Here is a 16,503-nt window from a genome sequence, read left to right as displayed (position 1 = left end):
CTAGGAGCCTCTATCGAGGGGTGCTAGCGTCTTCCGTTTCCAGCCACGCCCAGTTGGTACCAGACCATATTTTGTAAATGGCCCATCTGGTCATGCCGAACTTTTCACCAACTTCCCTGCCGGTCATTTTGCCCTTTAGGGAGATGATTTCCTTCACGGCTTCCTCGGAAAGCCTCACGAAATGGTTGTTTTCGCCACGGCCGCTTGTGCCGTGGGATACCTTGTCGCCTTCATTCTCGGATCGCGTCTTCCAACTCACATGGGCTGGGTTGACACAACCTTGCTTGCCTCTCCCGCATGAGTGGGCGGCATCATGATCAGGTGTCGGTGGCTTGCCGTGCACACGCTCGCAGATGTAGCGGCTCGCTACGATGTCCACGCCATCAACCCAAAGGTGCCCGTAACCATTCGGGAGCGTGGCGTAAGGCCACTCGATGCAGGCTTCTGTTGGTTCAGCGGCGAGCAAATGCTCGATGAAGCGTTGCGGCGCTCCTTGCTCTGTCGTCCCGCCTAACGGGTTTCCGTACCTCATCCACCGCCGATGGTGCGCATTACACCACCCGCGTGCTTTGACGACCTTGCCGCATCCGGCAACCGAGCATATACGTGAAGCAGCCATTTCGACCTCTCATCCAGGTTGGCTTGGTCAGGGCCGCGCGGTGCTGGTACACCGTTTGCGGCCCATCTTTTATAGCACAACTTGCCGAGGTCTCCAACGACTAGCCCTTGCGGGCGTCGAGCTTTTGCTTCTGCGCATAGAGGCCAGCAACATATTCCTGGTACTGCGCAGAGCGGTATTTCTCAGGATCCTTGGTCTGGACTTCACGCGTTTCCGCGATCTTCTCCTCAAGGGTCTTGGATGTCGTCTCGATGTCGCCGTTGAAGATGGCGTTCGAGCCGTAATAGTCGGTGGCAATCTGGGCCATCATCTTGACGAAGGGCGCGTGGTCCTGAAGGCGCGAGCCATCAGTCATCCGCAGGCTCATCATCTCTTCAAAGCCGTCCTTGCCGAGATGAGAGGTCATCAGCTCGTTGATGGCGCCGATGTTGCCGTCGTATTCGCCGCCCCACTCCTGACGGAGCGAGCTTTGGGTCTCCTTGGCGACCTTCACGAGGTTGCCGTCGAGCTCCTGCTGCTGGGCCGTGGCGAAGTCCTGGTACCACTCCAGCGCCGCAGCAGCGGCCGCCGGCGGTACGTGGCGGGAGTGCATGGCCTGCTTGAATTCGCCCAGGATCGCCTTGTCCGCGTCGGAAGCCTTGAAGTCCTGCCGGAAGTCGCCGGGATAGGCGGCCGGGTCCTCAGGGATGCCGTAGGCTTCGCGGAAGGCTTTCACCTCTTCCGGGGTTGACTTGTCGGTCAGCATGATCGGCTTGCCGGCGTTCTGAGCGGCCTGGCGAGCCTCGCGCACCATCTTCGTGATCGCGTCGACGGACTTGTACCGCTCCAGATGCTTCAGGAACTTCTCATCGCCGCCGGCCAACTGTTCGCGAAGCCGCTGCAGATCGCCAGCGTCGGTGCCCTGCGTCTCCTGCCCTGCACCCTTGTCTGTGATCGTGCCGCTGTCACCGCCGCCCTGTGTAGCCGTATCAGCGCCCTGCTGAGCGGTGGTCGTAGCATCACTGCTTTGACCGGTCTGCGTTCCGCTGGTCTGCTGGTTTGCCTGTACGTCGGTCGTGCTGGCTTCGTCCGCCATCTGGATCTCCTGCGAGTAAATCTAAACTGTGGGTGAGCAGCTTGCGAAGCTGGAGCCCTACGTGGCGCATGCCGCCCTTGAAGGTGCTGCCCCTGTCTCCGCCGTGCTCATCCGGGAGGAATTCGAGGTCGTTGACCGCCGCCATGTGGAGGATCGCGGCAATTGCTTGTTTCTGCTGCCCCTCGTTCGCGATGCCTGCGTTGACTGCCTGAAGGGCGGCCACGTCAGACTTGCGAAGCTCGAGGTGTGTTGCCGGCTGCCCGTGGTCGATGACCGTGACGGGGAGCCAAGGGAGGTAGCGGCGTTCAGCCAACATCACCCTCCGATGATCGCCTGGACTCCCATATCGCCCGCGCCCCCTTAACTCGCTCCCCGGTATACAAATCAGCGTAGAGACGAGGCCTCAATAGCCAGCGGCAGTTGGGACCAACTGAGAAAGTCGCCACGCTGCGCAATAGCCCTTGGCTGTTGTGCTTGGATCGTTCCTTCCCATAGACTTTGACGCAGAACTCGTCTGTTTCTCCGTCATAACCGAAGCGGATGACTCTCCCGAATGGAAGGCGTAACCGGCCCCAAAACATCGCCTCGTTGAATACCATCGGCGTACGTACGCTCACCATCGCCCTCACCCTCCGATGTTCGGGTTGGAGGAGCGGTAGGTTTCGAGGGGCTCACTCGCGCGATTGAGGCACGATGGGAACTGCCCTTCGCCTTCGGGCACCAGAATGGTAATACTTCCCGATCTTCCTTTGACGAACACGCTTGCTGTGTTTCGGTTGCCGTCAGTACCCGCTATGACCCCGTGCTGGACCATCGTGATATCCGAGCGGCGCACCCAAACGATATCGCCAGGCGTGCCGAATACAGGCTCCACGGACTCTAACCGGATGAATTCGCTTTGCATATCTTCACCTCTGAAATGTAAAACCGGATGCCGTCCGGCGCGGATCAGTCCTGCCCGATCTTTCGCATCAGGTAATGCAGTGAGCCGACCACCGAGCGGTTCCAGAGGAAGCCGGCAAGTGTCTCGCTATTCGATCGGTCTGTGTATTGGATGGCGACGGCAACGCCGCATATCTCGCCGTCCTTGGCCTTCTGGAGGAGACGTTCGAGGCACTGCACGCAGTCCTCGTTCTGGCTGGCCGCGCTCCGTCAGGATGCGATCGCCATCGGTATAGACGACCTCACCCATTCATCGCCGCCTGTAGCTGCTGGGCTGCTTGCCCTACCTGACCGGCTACGGCCGCACCGTCTCCGATCTGCTGCATTTCCGCCTGTGCGCCTCGCTGAGCGTTAATCGCCTCGCGGGACTGCTGCGCCTGCTTCTCGTCAACAAGCCAGTCAGCGCGGGCGTTAGGCACCGCTGCGAAGGCATCGCGGAAAGCCGTGCGAACGTCCACCTCTGCAACGAGCGACGGATCCATCTGAGCCGCCTGGGCGATAAGCTGGCCGCTCTCCATGAAGCCTTGAACCACCTGACGGTCGCGCGCTTCCTTCAGCGAGTTGTTGAACTCGTAGGTGATGTTCTGGCCGAGCAGGATTTCAGGCATGTCTTCCGGGATACCATTGCGGTCTACCGGCCCATATCCGCCGGCACGCATGATCTTCTCGGTGACGAGATCCAGCGTACGGCCCGTCCATTCATCCTCGATCGGCTCGAACAATGGCAGGGCGTTGCGGATGTATTCCTGCACGATCTGCGAGGTTTCGTAGGCCGTCTTGGTCTGCTGTGCAGAGGCCATCGGCTGAAGCTTCGAGATGTAGAAGGCATCGGCCAGCATGCGGCGGGCGTCGGTGATGAGGTCAACGCCGAGACCGACGTTCTTGCCAAGCTCCATCGGGCGCAGAGCAGCGCCAAGCCGCTCGTCGTATTCGCTGTCGATGTAGGTGATGCCGCCCGCGGTGATGTCCGCAGAGCTTACCAGCGCGTCTTCCGTGGCGATCAGCGGCGGGTCAACCTGCTTTTCCCCTGCCTCGATGATGGTCATCATCATGCGCTGGATCATGCGAGCCTGGGGCAGAGCAATGATCGTTGCAGGGCTGAAAGCGTAGAAATGGCCGCTCACCGTCTGCCAGCGCGGCACGATGTAGTCGAAGGTAAAGGCCGGCAGTTCCTGAAGGATCGTACCGTCTTCCGTCACATAGACGTCGGCCCACTTTGCGCCCTTGGGGAACTTGCGGTAGGGCTCGTATAGATCAAGCGGGATAAAGACGTGCCGCAGCTTGAACGCGGTGTTGATGTCCTTGTCCCGCAGTGCGTTCTTGGCCGACTGGGGAAGCTTGCCCTCCCCGAAATGGTGCGCCATCACATGGGCGCGCATGTCGCATTTGCGGTGGACGTGCCAGACCTGACCATCAGGCCCTTCGGCGCCGGCGCAGTTCTTCGGGTGGTGTGTCTTGAACAGCAGGTTATCGCGGTTCTTGTTGTAGCTGACCTGCGTCCAGCCCATGCCAAACGTTGCGAAATCGTGCTCGTTCTCCTTGGCCGCGCGGCGATACCCGCTGTCTCGCGAGTAGAGCACGGCCCGGTTTACGTTGGTCATGAACTCGAGGTATTCCGCAGCTGCCCGATCGCGCGAGATATCCTCGTTGGAGGCCGCAGCCTTGAACCACGGACGGTCGGCAGGGCGAACCATGGCACCAATCTGGTCGCCAAGCTCACGCCGGACCAGTGTCGGGTAGAAGTCCGTCAGGTGTGCCGCGAACTCAGCCCCGTAGTTGATCTCCTGCGTGAAGTTGGCTCGCTCCACATAGAAGAATTCCGCGATCTCTTGCCAAAGGCCGTCGATGCTCTCCTTTGCAGAGAACATGCGCTCGTCCATTTCCAGAAGGTCACGGCCCTGTTGGTCAGACATCAGCGAGCACCAAGCGTCGAGCGAGTAAATTCCTTGCCGATCGTGCCCGGAACCGGGGCAAGCCTCGTCTGTGCCGAGCTGCTTTCCGCCCTGGTCGTGGTCATCTGCTTGCGGCGCGCGCGCTTCGTGATCTCGTCCTGGTCGTCCGGCATGGTGGCCGGCGGCTCGGGATCTGGCATCTTTGGCTTGGAGAATAGGTTCTTGAGGCCACTCATCAGCGTTTCTTTCCTCTCAGTTTGTCCTTGAGCGCGCTTTGCGCCGTGACGGCACGGAATGACCGGCGTTTCTCTTCCCTGCGCTCCTGCGCCGCCTTGGGGCGTTTCAAACCGCCTAGCGATGAAGCGTGGAGCATGATGGTCGTGTCGCCCTTGTCAGGAGACCGACCAAGGGCTTCCTTCATGTCTTCCTTTGGAAGGACGACGATTTCTTCACCCCTGCCCGACGCTCTGATCTCGAAGCGATAAGCGCATAGGTCAGCAAGCAGTTCAGGGTCAGGAGGCAGTGCTATGCGACTGCCGTAGGTTGGGTCGAGCGCCTCACGAAACTGCCAGGCGGTTTGCGCCCGAAGGTTTTTGAAGCGGTACAGCCCGTCTCTCGTGGTGGATCCAGACGCAGAACCGCCCTTGAACCCGAAGCAATCAATATCGCTATGTGCCAGCTGCGTGAGCGTGTCGCCGCCATAACCACCGCCAGCGTCGACAACCACCCTGCAGCGGTCACGCATTTTCTTGACGATGAGAGCGGCTACGCTTGGCCCGTCAGGTGTTTCGTTTCCGCGGTAACTGTCGAAGCGCGAATACCACCAGCCGTAGCGCGCCTGGATCTGCGTCTTATCCGCACCACCTTGCGCAACGTCCGCGGCAACAGCCGTCATCGGAACGTCTTCAGGCGGAGTATCAGTCCAGCGTGCCATGGCGGCCTGCACCCACATCGTGGGGATGACCTGCCAAGGATCGTCTGTGGTGGCTACGTCGAACCTACCCTCGCGCATCATCGTGCGCAGCGGTTCTGGCATGGCTTCGATAACGGAGGCGTATCCGGTCTCCGCAAGATCCGGGTTGTCTTCCAGAAGGGCCGGGATGAATGTGCGTGACCGGGGTTTCTCGCCCTTGGGCCCCACATAATCATTCGCGACCTCGACATCTTCCCCGTCGACCGTGGTGTACCAGCGCAGCTCGCCAGGCTTGGCCGGGTTCGGGTGGGTCTTGTCGAGCCATGCGGCCCAACGCTTGATGACCCAGCCGCCCTCTGCCGTCGTTGGCGGGTTGCCCGTGGCGATCACCCGACATCGCTGCTTGGGATCCGCCGATCGGTTCCAGCCGATGATGTATGTGTACTGGCTCTCCGTGAACTGGGTGATTTCATCGAAGCCTTTCAGGTCGTGTGGTACGCCCTGATAGTTCTCCTTGTCGCCCTCGTGCTCACAGTGACCAAGGTCGATGACACCGTTACCGTGGCGCCAGACACCTGCCTGATCGTTGAATCCGTCGTATGACCCCAGAATGCCGTGCAACTCGCGCTTGACGCCCTTGAGGTTCTTGGAGATGCGCCGCAGCAGGAGCGCGTTCTTGTGCTCGTTGACAGCAACGCCGCAGAGGAGAGCAGACTTCCCGCCCCCAGCGCCGCCGCCGTAGAACAGTTCGTCGGCTTCGGAGAAGTATGCTTCCGTCTGCGGCCCGGGGTTTGGCAGCCACCGGCGGCCGTCTCTGAGTTGATGCGCCGCTTCAAGTATCTTGTGCTGATCCTCCTCCGGGAGAGCGTTGTAGCTCCGCAGGATATCGTCCAGCGTTTGAGCGGCACCCATTATTGCTCACCCGGATCCTTTGCCTTCATGCCGGCGGCAAGTGCGAAAGCAATCTCCCGAGCAAGCGCACGTGGTGTCGCCGTCTGATCCTCGATCGGGATTGCCCCGCCGGCTGGGCCGGAAAGCTCCATAGAAGCCCGCTCACGCCAATCTTCACCGGCCATGTTCTTCAGCCCGAAGATGACGAGCGTTGCGTTCCCGCCGCCCTGCTGGGCGTTTTTACGGCCCAATGCCTCCCACCAGGCCGCGCATTTCGCCTTCGCCCTTTTTACGGCTTCCGAAAACTCGTAGTTCTGGTCGATCCATTCGTTGATGGTTGACCTCGCCACGCCGATCTCGGCGGCAAAAGACGTGAGACTCGCGCCATCCTTCATATGCTCCACGACCTGCTCGCAATATGCGGGGTCGTATTTGCTTGGGCGTCCACCAGCCATTTTGTTACTCAGCTTTCACTCGTCCTTCAGTTCCGTGGTGCAGATCACATCGTACGCGGTGGCGGTGATTGCGAACCAGGAAAGGCTGAGGATGAATATCGGCTCGTCAGTGAGCCATATGGAAAGAGGCCACCCGACGAGGGATGACCAGAACATTGACCAAGCTATGCGTAGGCGGGTCTTGCGGGACTTGAACCAAGCCACGCTTAAATGCGCCCCATGATCAGCAGCACGAGGAGGATCAGGACGAGCAGACCGAGACCCCCGGTCGGCCCATACCCCCATGCCTGGCTATACGGCCATGCAGGAAGAGCGCCGACGAGGAGCAGGATCAGGATGATGAGAAGCACTGTGCCGAGCATGGCTCTTGCCTTCTGTTTGGAGACGCGCGAGCTTATCGCGGTGATTAACCTTCGGAGGATGGGATGGAAGACAAATGTGCAGCGTGGCGAAAGGACATTGATGAGCTTGAGCACAACATCCGCACCATCGAGCTAATTGGTCTTTCGCGGGATGGAAACGAGACGCGAACTGACGCTGAAGTAATCGCCGACTACCGCTCAAAAATCGAACTCAAGCGTAAGCTGTTGAAGGACAACGGGTGCGGCGAATAGCTCGCGCCTGACGCGCAAAACGATTCCTACCGGCCGGTGAGGCCTTGGCATCTCGCGGTACGATTATTCTACTGAACCGCCTGTCCGCACCACGGCCCCTGCATCCACCACGGATGGGTGGGGTGCTGCTCGAATACGCGCGGCGCTGGGAACAGCGGCTGCGGGCGCATGATGTCATCTAGCGACGGGATCGTGCGGCACTTGCGCGTCACCTTGCCGATCCGGCAGTGACGGGTTCGCTCGTTGAGGAAGTTCATGGCTTCCAGCTCGGCTTCGTGATCTGGGTAGTTGATGTACATGATCTGCCTCTGTCTAGGCGCTCACGTTGATATCTTCTCCGCAGGTCGGGCATGCAATCTGCAGAAAATCGCCGTCCCGCTGATCCACCTGGTAGCGAGCTTCATGACGTTCGAATTCGATCTCAGTTGAGCAAGTTCGACACGTGCCGCGGTAGACCTTCTCGCCCGGGTGCTTCCCTTGCTTGATGATCTTCATCGCTCTCTCCTGAAACGACAAACCCCGCGCGAGGCGGGGCTGAATGGAGACCGGGAAGGGACGAGCAGCACTACTCTTTTCAGCATCCGGGTTTCCAAGGTTCTAACTTCCGCGTTTCACAGAAGCGCCCGACCTCGTGGCGTTTCGAATGCGCCACCGTATTACGATGCTGCCTTCCCGATTTCTATGCCGCCTTCCGCTTCTCGCGCTGCCTGCGGCGTTCATTCTGAGCGGCTGCCCAAGAGAAGTCTCGAAGGTCTTCATCAAACCCGCAGATGGGCTTGCTTTCGTCTGGGCGCCAAACTCTGATGTTAGAGCTTTTATCCCCGATTTCCGGGTCAAAAGTAAAGTGGTCGGCTTCCTCGTTTTCGTTATGCTGCAATGGCTTGCGGGCGAATGCTCGCGTAATTTGTAAAATCGCCATGTTCCGGCGGTAATTTCCGACCTGCCGGCTAATCCCTTCCACGTTCTTACACCACTTGGCGAAGGCTTGACCACCTGCCTCTGATCGAGCCCATGCCCATAGGGCGCGGCGGTGCTGTTCGTTCGGCACAAGCTTGATGATCTCCATCGCGGCCTGCCACAAGCCCATGTCGTTGCGCGAGTTGCGGAGCTTGTTCGGATCCAGCCAGGCCCAGTTGGCGTCGTGTTTGTCCTCTGCGAACCAGCCGTTCATGTCGGCAGTGTCATGCACATAGCCGTGGTTCATAGCCCGGAGTGCCGCCGGCCGCGCGGTGTCTGGCAGCTTCGCATCCACTTCGGCCGCCTTGATGAACAGTTCCTTGATCTGGTCTTCGGTCATGCTGCATTCCTTCCGTCGAACATCTCGGTTTGAGGATCGCCAAATACGCGGCAGGCACGCTCCCAGATAAGGCCTACAAGGGCCGCACGCTTGTTTGTGATGCCGTCCAGCCCGAACAGCCAGTATTGTAGCTTCCCGACCGGTATCGCGTCAAAGAAGCTCAGGAAGCGGGAGACTTCGTTCTCCATGATCGCCGGGTAGTTCTTCCGAAACGCCAGGATGATGTCGGAGGTTGCCCAAAGCCCCGTTTCATCGAGAGCCGCGCGGTTGTTGGCGCAGTCGGCAAGGGACATGACGACAAACCTCGCGTGTTCCTCACCGTGACGCTTGGCTATCCTGTGAAGTGTTGCAACTGCCCGTGTTTGCCCAACCGCTGGGAAAACGTTCTTTGGCACCACGACGATGCCGAACTCTTCAAAGATGGCTTCGGCGTCTGGGTAGCTCATTCGCCCCTCGCCCTCTTCTCTTCCACGCGGCGCACGGCATGCAGAACCGTCGTATGGTCGCGATCAAACAGCCTGCCGAGCTCTGGCAAGGTGATCTCCGGCTTAACGTGGGTCTTGATCTCCCACATGATGAGCTGGCGGGCTTCCACCACATCGCGCCTACGGGTGACGCTCATGATGGCGCGGTATTCGACGTCGAGCTCTTCGCAGCGGCGCTTGATGTAGGTCCGCAGCGGGCTTGCCGGTGCCAGGAATATCTCCGCCCGCCAGCGATCGAGCGCCTTCACATGGTCATCGAAGTGGATTGGCTCCATCGTCCAGAGCGGGATCTGCTTGGCCATGGTCCGCACGTAGTCCTGCTTTGGCGGGAGTACCTTCGGATCCTGCGGGACGCGGCGCGCAGCGGCCCTCATTCGCGCCTGTCGCGCCTTGTGTTCGGCCTGTAGGCGCTGGGCGTAGGTCATGGGTGATTGGACGTGGGCGTTCATGGGCGGGCCTCCACGCTTGCGCTTATGAACTCGGCTGCCAACTGAGGGACGATCGCATTTCCGAAGGCGCCGACTGCGTCCACTCGACCGGGAAACCCATCAACCATGATGCCCACTCCGGATTTAGTCCGACGGGTACTTCCATCCGCAAACCGGCTCTGTTCTCCGTCACGATCCCAGTGACCAATCCACCGACCCAAGCCATCGGTTCCGTACCTGTGGCGTTCGGCGCTCTCCGGGCGCGGAGAAGCGTGGCCCCGTCCCGCTTGATCAAGGTAGGCCACCCAATACAGCCTTTGCCGAGGGTGTGGCGCGCCGATGCCCGCAGCGCACAGATCGGCGGCCCCGCAGGCATATCCCAGGTCTTCCAGGTCAGCACGTACTCCGGCGAACCATTCCCGCCCATCCGGGCTCGCAACCTGCTCTCCAAAGACCTCTGCAGGGCAGCGCTCTTCGATAAGATCGTGAAAAGCGGGCCAGAGGTGTCGTTCGTCGGCATGGCCTTTTTGTTTGCCCGCGAGCGAAAGCGGCTGACAGGGGCAGCTTCCGGTCCACACCGCTCTATCGTCGGACCATCCGGCAAGACGTAGCGCGTAGGACCATCCGCCGATTCCAGCGAAGAAATGGCACTGCGTATAGCCTCTAAGGTCGTCGGGGTGGACATCCACGATGCTCCTTTCGTCAACATCGCCTGGCGCGATAAGGTTCTTGCTGATGAGGTTGCGCAGCCATTGGGCCGCGTACGGGTCGAACTCGTTGTAGTAGGCGCTCATACCCTTGCCTCCCTGCGTTCCTTGCCCGTTACCTCGACATCAACGGTCTTGCCGCCGCCGAGAAAGAGCTTGTTCGCCGCCTCGCGCCTTGCTTCCTTCAATGTCGGATGATGCTCCACCTCTCCCGCTACGATCGGGAAGTTGAGGTATCGGAGGAGATGGTGAGCGCATGCCTTCCATGCCGCGGATTCGGTCGGGTAGATCACCGGCTTCTCTTCCGGCCCCATGACGGGCTTCGGGTGGCTGTCCCGGGCGAACCGCATCATCACGCGGAATCCTCCCGGTACCGGCTGCGGATAGGCGCTGTACTTGTTCATCAGAACAGCTCCTTTGCGTTCTGGGCCTGCTTGTATGGAGGGCCGTAGCTGGTGGATTTGCCGTCCCACGCGATTTCCTTGCGTCGTGGGAACTCGCTCTCGCGGGAAAGGGAAAGAATGATCTCGGCCTTGCCAGTGACGCGGGTCATATAGTCTTCCCAAACCGGATAGTCGTCGGACTGCTCCGCGGGCTCCATGCCGGCGATGATCGGTCGGGCCTGGAACACGATCAGAACCTGGTCAGCGTCCTTGTCCATGTTGCCGACCAGATCCCGATATGTCGGGCGCCGGTTCATTGCGGCGCTCAACCGCTCTTTGTAGGTCCGGCCCTGGTAGTCAGAGAACGTCGATTTTTTCAGGTGGGTGAGCGCGATGATCGGGATATCGTGCTTCTGCGCCAGATCCTTGAGGATCGATGTGGCACGCTGGCCCTGCTTGAACTCGTCCTCGTATTCCATCTTGCCGGTCCACTGGATCTTGCCGATGTGGTCGAGGAAGAAGGCTTCGATGCCACGCTCACCGATCAGGCGGGTGATCTTCTGGTCGATCTGGTCGAGCGTCATGCGCCGGCAGTCGATATCGAGGTGCTTGAGGCGTTTCATTTCCTCGCCTGCCCTCAAAAGTTCCTCAACCTCGCGATCGCTCACAGTGCCGCGTTGCTGGCGCGTGGAGGATATTCCAGTGCGGCGAGCCTTCTCACGCATGACGATCTGCATGCGGCTCATTTCCCCGCTGTTGAGGCCTAGCGGCACCTTCTCAGCCAGATTGAACATGCACTGCATGGCGAGCGCGGTCTTGCCCTGCTTCACGCCGCCGCCAATGATGATGAGCTGCTTGCGCTGCCATGGGCCGGTGAGAGCGGTCAGTTCAGGGATGCCAGGGTCAAGACCTACCGGCGCCGCCCCACGTACGGCGTCATTGGTCCGATCGAGGCTGTCATCGATCATATCAGCAAGCGTCTCTTGCGGCTCGTTACGGCTCTCGATGGAGGCGACGATCGCGGTCAGCTTGTCCCGGCACTCTTTGATCCGGTCGATGAACTCGAGCTCGTCAGCCGCCTTAATACCAGCGTCGTGCGCCTCATCACCGATGCACATAGCTTCGCGGCGGTGATAATAGTCGGTGATTGCGTCCGCATAGCCTGGCACGCCGCCTACGCTGACAGCATCCACCACCAGACGCGCGAGGTACTGCGAAACTGTCATGTCACCGATCTTGGCGCTGGCGAACTCGGGCGCCATGAAAGAGCGGACGGTGACGGGGTTCATGCTCTTGCCGACCGCGCGACCGCGGAGGATGGCATCATAGATGTTCTGGTGAATGCGCTCGAAGAAGTGTGAGACGGCGAAGGTCGTCGGCACGGCCGCCAAGGCTTCGTTGTTGATCAGGATCGCGCCAAGCATCGCCTGCTCGGCCTCGATGTTCGACGGCAGAGGGTCGCGGTATGGCACGTTCATGCTGCGCCATCCATAGCGAAAATGTCCGTTGTCTTAGCTTCATCGAGATCCGCGATGTTGCGCACAGCCTGGCGGAAGTAGGACGGCTTGAGCTCGAACCCGAGCCCCTTCCTGCCGGCCGCTACGGCGCCATAGACTTCGCTGCCAATCCCAAGGAACGGGGTCAGAACCACATCGCCCGGGTTGCTCCATAGCTCGATACAACGCTCGATCACGTCGAGCTGCAGGGGCGATATGTGCTGCTCGTCCTTCTCGTCGCGGCCAGCGCGATATTGGAGGGTGCGGGTCTGGTTGATATCCATCCAGACTGGCGAGGCGTAGCGTTGCCATACCTCGATGGAGAACCACTTCTCCGCGTCCGCTGGTGACTTGCCGGAAGCAATGCGGCTGCTGATGCTGGCGGGCTCGTTGCCATAGCCAACGTACCTGTCGAACATGCCTTCAACCGGCTCGGGGTTGTCGCCTGGCTTGCGGAACATCAGCATATAGTCCGCAAGTCCCTGCCCGCTGATGGTGCTGTCCTTCGTGATCTGCTTGTGAAGCAGGCGGATCGATTTCGTCCGCTGCTGCGCGACGACGGGGTCTTTCCAGATGCAGACTTCGGAATGGAAGATCCATCCGGCATCCTCGTACGCTCTGACGATCTCGCCGCGGAAGTCACGCATGCCGATGTGGCCGTGGCGGATTTTGCTCGTCGGCAGTTGCATGCAATGCACGGCGTGGATGCGCCCGGGCATCGTCACCCGGAGAAGCTCCTGGATTAGGAATTGGTAGTGCGTCCAGAAGCCGTCGCCATCGTTGTTCGAGATATCCCGATCGAAGTTGCTGAACTTGTAGAGCCCCTCAAAGGGAGGGGAGTGGATGCCGAAGTGAATGGTGTCGGACGGCACGGCGCGGATAAGCTCGCAACTGTCGCCCTCGTAGATCGCATAGCGGTCTGTCACCACCTGGTTGACTGCATTGATCGTCATGCTGCTTCTCCCGTCAGCCATGCTGGTAAGGTCATTGGAATTGTGGGGTTGTAGTCGGGCCGATCGCGGACCATGCCGCGGACTTCCTGGCTCGATAGGTCGGCCATATGCATGACCATCGCGGCGGCCATGCGCTCGGCGTCTGCTTCCTTGCGCCGAAGGTTGGCGACCACAGCGCCTTCCATCTCGGACGCGATGAAATGGACATTGACGGGCTTGGTTTGACCGAATCGCCAGAACCGGCGAACGGCCTGAAACACCTGCTCGAAGCTGTCGTTGAGCCCGACGAAGCCGGTATCGGCGCAATGCTGCCAATTCATCCCGAATCCGGCGATCGATGGTTTCGTGATGAGAACCCGGATGCGGCCCTCGGAGAAGTCCACCATCTTGCGCTCTTTCACGTCGTCCGTGTCTGATCCCGTCAGGTTGACGGCGCCCGGGATAGCCTTTGCCAGACCTTCCGCCTCGCCGTTCATATTGCACCACCAGACGAAGGGACGATCGGCTGGTGTGATGGATGCCGCGAGGCTCACGCGCTCGCCCACGCTATCCCTGCGGGCCGCTATGCGCTCCTGCAGTGTGCGAGCTTCCATGGGGAATAGCAGGCCCGTCTCCATGCTCGGCGCATAGTCAACCTGCACCTGGTGCGAGGTGTAGCGAAGCGGCGGGAGGTCGTAGCCGGTATTGTCGTAGCCAAGGTCCGAAGGCATCCGTAGCATGACGGCCCACGAGGCCATCCACTTCCAGAACTCTGTTTCGGCATGGCCCTTCAACCGCCACTTCTGCGTATCGCCGCCGTCATGGGTGAAGAACGTGGCGAGCATATCGGTGTAGGACATGACGCCTAGAAACTCCGCGTGATTGCCGAGCTCCATGAAGTCGTTCGGGGCCGGCGTGGCGGTCGCGGCTAGACGGAACGGCACCTGCGAGCATTCCTCGATCAGCCGGTTCCGGTACTTGCCGTCAGTGCTCTTGAGGATCGAGCTCTCGTCAATGACGATGCCGCCGAATGCCGATAGGTCGAAGTGATCAATCTTCTGGTAGTTCGTGATGTTGATACCCTGGCCGCACTCGCTCTGCGATGCCACAAGCCGCGCCGGGATACCGAACTTGCCAGCTTCGCGGATATGCTGGGCTGCGACTGCGAGCGGCGCGAAGATCAGCACGGGCTTGCCGGTGAAGTTCGCCACCTGGGTTGACCATGAGAGCTCCATCAGGGTTTTGCCAAGGCCAGTGCCGGCGAAGATAGCAGCGCGGCCGCGGCGAAGGCTCCACCGGACGATATCGCGCTGGTGATCCTTGAGGACTGCCGGCAGGTCTAAATCGGCCATAATCCCCGTTGCGGGGTCAACCATGCGCTTGCGGGCGAGGAAGTCGGCATAGGCGTTCATGCGGCCGCTCCCTGGCGCTCGTTACGGTTCTGTAGGAAGCCTTGGAAGGCGGGGCGGTACCGGCCGGCGTGGATCTCGGCGCCTCGCCAGCAAACCGCTATGGCGGCAGCCTCGCCGGCATTGTGGGCGATGGTCTTCTTGGACGGGAGAACGATGCCCTCGCGCTCGCATTGCGCGACGATCGCCTCTTTCCAGAGGTTCTCAACCCGCTCCATCTTGCCGGTCTTGGGGTCAGGTTTCTTCAGCTGGTGGATCTTCTGCGGCGGCTTGAAGCCCTTGCCGTAGAACATGACGCGCCAGGTAGCGGACGAGATCGTGCCCCACGGGATGCCGAAGTTCGCCACGGTGGAGAGAACCGCGCCATGCAGCATGCAGGAGACAACGGTGGCGAGCGTGCCGCCCGGGCTCATCTTCAACGCAGCTTCCATGATGACGAAATCGGGCTTGAACTCGCGGATCAGCTTCGTGACCTTGAGGCCCATCTGATCGGCGCAGTATTCGATCGATGCTTTGTCGGGGAACTCGAGAACGCCGCAGACGATCGAAGATATGTGCTTCGTGGTGTCGTAGAAGGCCCAACCGGCAGTCTTCGAGGTGTCGAAAGCGAGAACCTTCATTGGCCGATCCTCCGCTTCGCTGGGCGGCCGCGGCGGCGCTCCTGATAGCTCTGAAGATCCACGCCCTGCAGGAAGTCCCGCAGCATGCCAGAGGTGAGCAGCTTGTCGATCGCTGCCTTGGTGATCGCTGTCGGCGTGACACCATGAAACTCAGCCTCGTGCTGGAGGATCTGTGCCGCCTTGGCTTGGATACGAATGTCTATGCTCATCGTGTCACCGTGTGGGAGAAGATCCGCGCCATTCGCGGCGCGGCAAGGTGGGCGAGCGCTTGGGAGAAAGCTCGCCGGGAGGACGGGTCATTCGGCGTCGTCGCCGGTATCTGCAAAGGGATCGCCATCGGAGGGTGCTTCCTCCTTGGACTTGGCCGCGTTCCGCTTCTCCATGGCGCTCTGGAGGTTTTCGCGGGCGATGCGCTGGCCCTCGTCGTAGCCCGCAAGCCATGTGCGATCTTCGCTGCTGGCAGGAGCGTAGGGTGAGGCGCGATCGATGGCGGCAAGACCGGCTTCAATGCCGGCCGCGGTAATCATCTGTTCGGAGGTGACGCGATCCGCGAGAAGGTCAGCGTTCCGATCGTCGGGAATAAGACCAAGGCGGATCCGGTTCCGCTTCTGCATGTTGAACTGGTCGATCTTCTTCTGCTTGTCCTTGGAGAGCATGCAGTCGAGGAAGTCCTTGATCTCCTTCTCGGCCAAGCCGTCGTTCTTGCTGTCGGCCTTGAGCTTGTCTTCCTCAGCTTTCAGTTCGTCCTTTCGTCGCTGCAGAGCCACGCGCTTTGACACGTGGTGCCCCCACAGTGCCTGGTTCTCCTGATCCGTTAGCTTGCTGTTGTGCCCTGCCTGCGCTGTCATCGCTGTCACCTCGCTCTTTTTGCAGCTTCAATTTTAGCCGCCAAAGCCTGAACCTCAGCGCCAATACCTTCCAAAGGCTCATGCCCGAACCTCGCCTTCTCTGTTTCAATCAGCATCTCGAGCTTGCGGATTTGACGCTCGCAGATGTTCAGGTAGCCTGCCCTCATCCTGATGAAGACCGGCAATGTCGGGATTGTTTCGCCGTTTATGATGCGCCGGAGTGCTCTGGCTCCGAGCCCGCATTCGCGCCCCACGCGCTCAAGAGCGCTCATCTGGTCGCCGTTCCCGCGGCTCTCAATCTCGACCATCTTGCGCCCGTATTGAGCGGCTATGTCGGGAGAAAACATCTGTACGGTACTCATCACTGTCGCCCTGTTTTCGGTTTTGCTAATTGTCTCTTCGTGGTTCGAAGTTTGTCTGATCACGGTGGTTGCTCCTGCTAGGTTTGCCCCGTAGCCAAGAGCCGCCGATGGTTAGAAAGGAACCCGGCCTAAACC

The 16,503-nt window shown here is 60.2% G+C and carries 25 protein-coding genes; 1 reads left to right on the top strand and 24 read right to left on the bottom strand.

Annotated features, from left to right (window positions below):
* Nucleotides 1–10: 10 nt before the first annotated feature.
* The 10 genes from CYG48_RS05010 to CYG48_RS04965 all read right to left on the bottom strand — a co-directional run bounded on the left by CYG48_RS05010 (nt 11) and on the right by CYG48_RS04965 (nt 7,149).
* The gene (locus CYG48_RS05010) at nt 11–619 is read right to left on the bottom strand and encodes a hypothetical protein (RefSeq protein WP_150132690.1); all 609 of its coding nucleotides are present in this window, start codon (nt 617–619) and stop codon (nt 11–13) included.
* A gap of 100 nt (nt 620–719) precedes the next feature.
* A complete protein-coding gene (locus CYG48_RS05005) occupies nt 720–1,694 on the bottom strand; it encodes a hypothetical protein (RefSeq protein WP_245450417.1) in 975 nt (324 codons plus the stop codon).
* Nucleotides 1,618–2,010, bottom strand: a complete 393-nt coding sequence (locus CYG48_RS05000; protein ID WP_245450415.1) for a hypothetical protein — start codon at nt 2,008–2,010, stop codon at nt 1,618–1,620. Before CYG48_RS05000 ends, CYG48_RS05005 begins: the two co-directional genes overlap by 77 nt.
* Before the next feature lie 309 nt (nt 2,011–2,319).
* The gene (locus CYG48_RS04990) at nt 2,320–2,598 is read right to left on the bottom strand and encodes a hypothetical protein (protein WP_118849374.1); all 279 of its coding nucleotides are present in this window, start codon (nt 2,596–2,598) and stop codon (nt 2,320–2,322) included.
* A gap of 44 nt (nt 2,599–2,642) precedes the next feature.
* On the bottom strand, nt 2,643–2,816 hold the full coding sequence (locus CYG48_RS22415; RefSeq protein WP_199925225.1) for a hypothetical protein: 174 nt from the start codon (nt 2,814–2,816) through the stop codon (nt 2,643–2,645).
* 62 nt (nt 2,817–2,878) lie between these two features.
* Nucleotides 2,879–4,549 (bottom strand): portal protein, encoded by a 1,671-nt coding sequence (locus CYG48_RS04985; RefSeq protein WP_118849373.1) that lies wholly within the window; start codon nt 4,547–4,549, stop codon nt 2,879–2,881.
* On the bottom strand, nt 4,549–4,764 hold the full coding sequence (locus CYG48_RS04980) for a hypothetical protein (protein ID WP_118849372.1): 216 nt from the start codon (nt 4,762–4,764) through the stop codon (nt 4,549–4,551). Before CYG48_RS04980 ends, CYG48_RS04985 begins: the two co-directional genes overlap by 1 nt.
* Nucleotides 4,764–6,353 (bottom strand): terminase family protein, encoded by a 1,590-nt coding sequence (locus CYG48_RS04975; RefSeq protein WP_118849371.1) that lies wholly within the window; start codon nt 6,351–6,353, stop codon nt 4,764–4,766. The genes CYG48_RS04980 and CYG48_RS04975 overlap by 1 nt, the downstream gene beginning before the upstream one ends.
* On the bottom strand, nt 6,353–6,787 hold the full coding sequence (locus CYG48_RS04970; RefSeq protein WP_199925224.1) for a hypothetical protein: 435 nt from the start codon (nt 6,785–6,787) through the stop codon (nt 6,353–6,355). Before CYG48_RS04970 ends, CYG48_RS04975 begins: the two co-directional genes overlap by 1 nt.
* 206 nt (nt 6,788–6,993) lie before the next feature.
* On the bottom strand, nt 6,994–7,149 hold the full coding sequence (locus tag CYG48_RS04965; protein WP_118849370.1) for a DUF3309 family protein: 156 nt from the start codon (nt 7,147–7,149) through the stop codon (nt 6,994–6,996).
* 63 nt (nt 7,150–7,212) lie between these two features.
* Between CYG48_RS04965 and CYG48_RS04960 the strand changes: the two genes are divergently transcribed.
* The gene (locus tag CYG48_RS04960) at nt 7,213–7,401 is read left to right on the top strand and encodes a hypothetical protein (RefSeq protein ID WP_118849369.1); all 189 of its coding nucleotides are present in this window, start codon (nt 7,213–7,215) and stop codon (nt 7,399–7,401) included.
* A gap of 68 nt (nt 7,402–7,469) precedes the next feature.
* On the opposite strand, the gene CYG48_RS04955 is transcribed toward CYG48_RS04960, so the two are convergent.
* The 14 genes from CYG48_RS04955 to CYG48_RS04890 form a co-directional block, all read right to left on the bottom strand.
* Complete coding sequence (locus tag CYG48_RS04955; RefSeq protein ID WP_118849368.1) at nt 7,470–7,700, bottom strand: hypothetical protein; 231 nt, start codon at nt 7,698–7,700, stop codon at nt 7,470–7,472.
* 13 nt (nt 7,701–7,713) lie between these two features.
* Nucleotides 7,714–7,896: a hypothetical protein gene (locus CYG48_RS04950; RefSeq protein WP_118849367.1), complete on the bottom strand. Its 183-nt coding sequence runs from the start codon at nt 7,894–7,896 to the stop codon at nt 7,714–7,716.
* A 184-nt stretch (nt 7,897–8,080) separates the two neighbouring features.
* On the bottom strand, nt 8,081–8,698 hold the full coding sequence (locus CYG48_RS04945) for a hypothetical protein (RefSeq protein WP_118849366.1): 618 nt from the start codon (nt 8,696–8,698) through the stop codon (nt 8,081–8,083).
* Nucleotides 8,695–9,144, bottom strand: coding sequence for a hypothetical protein (locus CYG48_RS04940; protein ID WP_118849365.1), 450 nt, complete (start codon nt 9,142–9,144; stop codon nt 8,695–8,697). Before CYG48_RS04940 ends, CYG48_RS04945 begins: the two co-directional genes overlap by 4 nt.
* Complete coding sequence (locus tag CYG48_RS04935; RefSeq protein ID WP_118849364.1) at nt 9,141–9,632, bottom strand: helix-turn-helix domain-containing protein; 492 nt, start codon at nt 9,630–9,632, stop codon at nt 9,141–9,143. The genes CYG48_RS04940 and CYG48_RS04935 overlap by 4 nt, the downstream gene beginning before the upstream one ends.
* A complete protein-coding gene (locus CYG48_RS04930) occupies nt 9,629–10,405 on the bottom strand; it encodes a DNA cytosine methyltransferase (RefSeq protein ID WP_118849363.1) in 777 nt (258 codons plus the stop codon). The genes CYG48_RS04935 and CYG48_RS04930 overlap by 4 nt, the downstream gene beginning before the upstream one ends.
* Nucleotides 10,402–10,722, bottom strand: a complete 321-nt coding sequence (locus CYG48_RS04925) for a hypothetical protein (RefSeq protein ID WP_118849362.1) — start codon at nt 10,720–10,722, stop codon at nt 10,402–10,404. Before CYG48_RS04925 ends, CYG48_RS04930 begins: the two co-directional genes overlap by 4 nt.
* Nucleotides 10,722–12,179 carry a DnaB-like helicase C-terminal domain-containing protein gene (locus CYG48_RS04920; protein ID WP_118849361.1) on the bottom strand — a complete coding sequence of 486 codons (1,458 nt, stop codon included), beginning with the start codon at nt 12,177–12,179 and terminating at the stop codon, nt 10,722–10,724. Before CYG48_RS04920 ends, CYG48_RS04925 begins: the two co-directional genes overlap by 1 nt.
* The gene (locus CYG48_RS04915; RefSeq protein WP_118849360.1) at nt 12,176–13,150 is read right to left on the bottom strand and encodes a DNA-methyltransferase; all 975 of its coding nucleotides are present in this window, start codon (nt 13,148–13,150) and stop codon (nt 12,176–12,178) included. The genes CYG48_RS04920 and CYG48_RS04915 overlap by 4 nt, the downstream gene beginning before the upstream one ends.
* Entirely contained in the window at nt 13,147–14,541 is a 1,395-nt protein-coding gene (locus CYG48_RS04910) for a DEAD/DEAH box helicase (RefSeq protein ID WP_118849359.1), read from the bottom strand. The genes CYG48_RS04915 and CYG48_RS04910 overlap by 4 nt, the downstream gene beginning before the upstream one ends.
* Nucleotides 14,538–15,158 (bottom strand): hypothetical protein, encoded by a 621-nt coding sequence (locus tag CYG48_RS04905; RefSeq protein WP_118849358.1) that lies wholly within the window; start codon nt 15,156–15,158, stop codon nt 14,538–14,540. The genes CYG48_RS04910 and CYG48_RS04905 overlap by 4 nt, the downstream gene beginning before the upstream one ends.
* On the bottom strand, nt 15,155–15,367 hold the full coding sequence (locus CYG48_RS04900) for a hypothetical protein (RefSeq protein WP_118849357.1): 213 nt from the start codon (nt 15,365–15,367) through the stop codon (nt 15,155–15,157). The genes CYG48_RS04905 and CYG48_RS04900 overlap by 4 nt, the downstream gene beginning before the upstream one ends.
* Before the next feature lie 87 nt (nt 15,368–15,454).
* A complete protein-coding gene (locus CYG48_RS04895) occupies nt 15,455–16,006 on the bottom strand; it encodes a hypothetical protein (RefSeq protein ID WP_118849356.1) in 552 nt (183 codons plus the stop codon).
* 5 nt (nt 16,007–16,011) lie between these two features.
* Nucleotides 16,012–16,431 (bottom strand): hypothetical protein, encoded by a 420-nt coding sequence (locus CYG48_RS04890; protein WP_199925223.1) that lies wholly within the window; start codon nt 16,429–16,431, stop codon nt 16,012–16,014.
* Nucleotides 16,432–16,503: the final 72 nt, after the last annotated feature.

Origin of the sequence: Neorhizobium sp. SOG26 (assembly GCF_003491345.1) — a bacterium.
Taxonomy (GTDB): domain Bacteria; phylum Pseudomonadota; class Alphaproteobacteria; order Rhizobiales; family Rhizobiaceae; genus Neorhizobium; species Neorhizobium turbinariae.
Note: the sequence above shows the minus strand (reverse complement) of the source record. Positions and strands in the feature narration are given on the sequence as shown.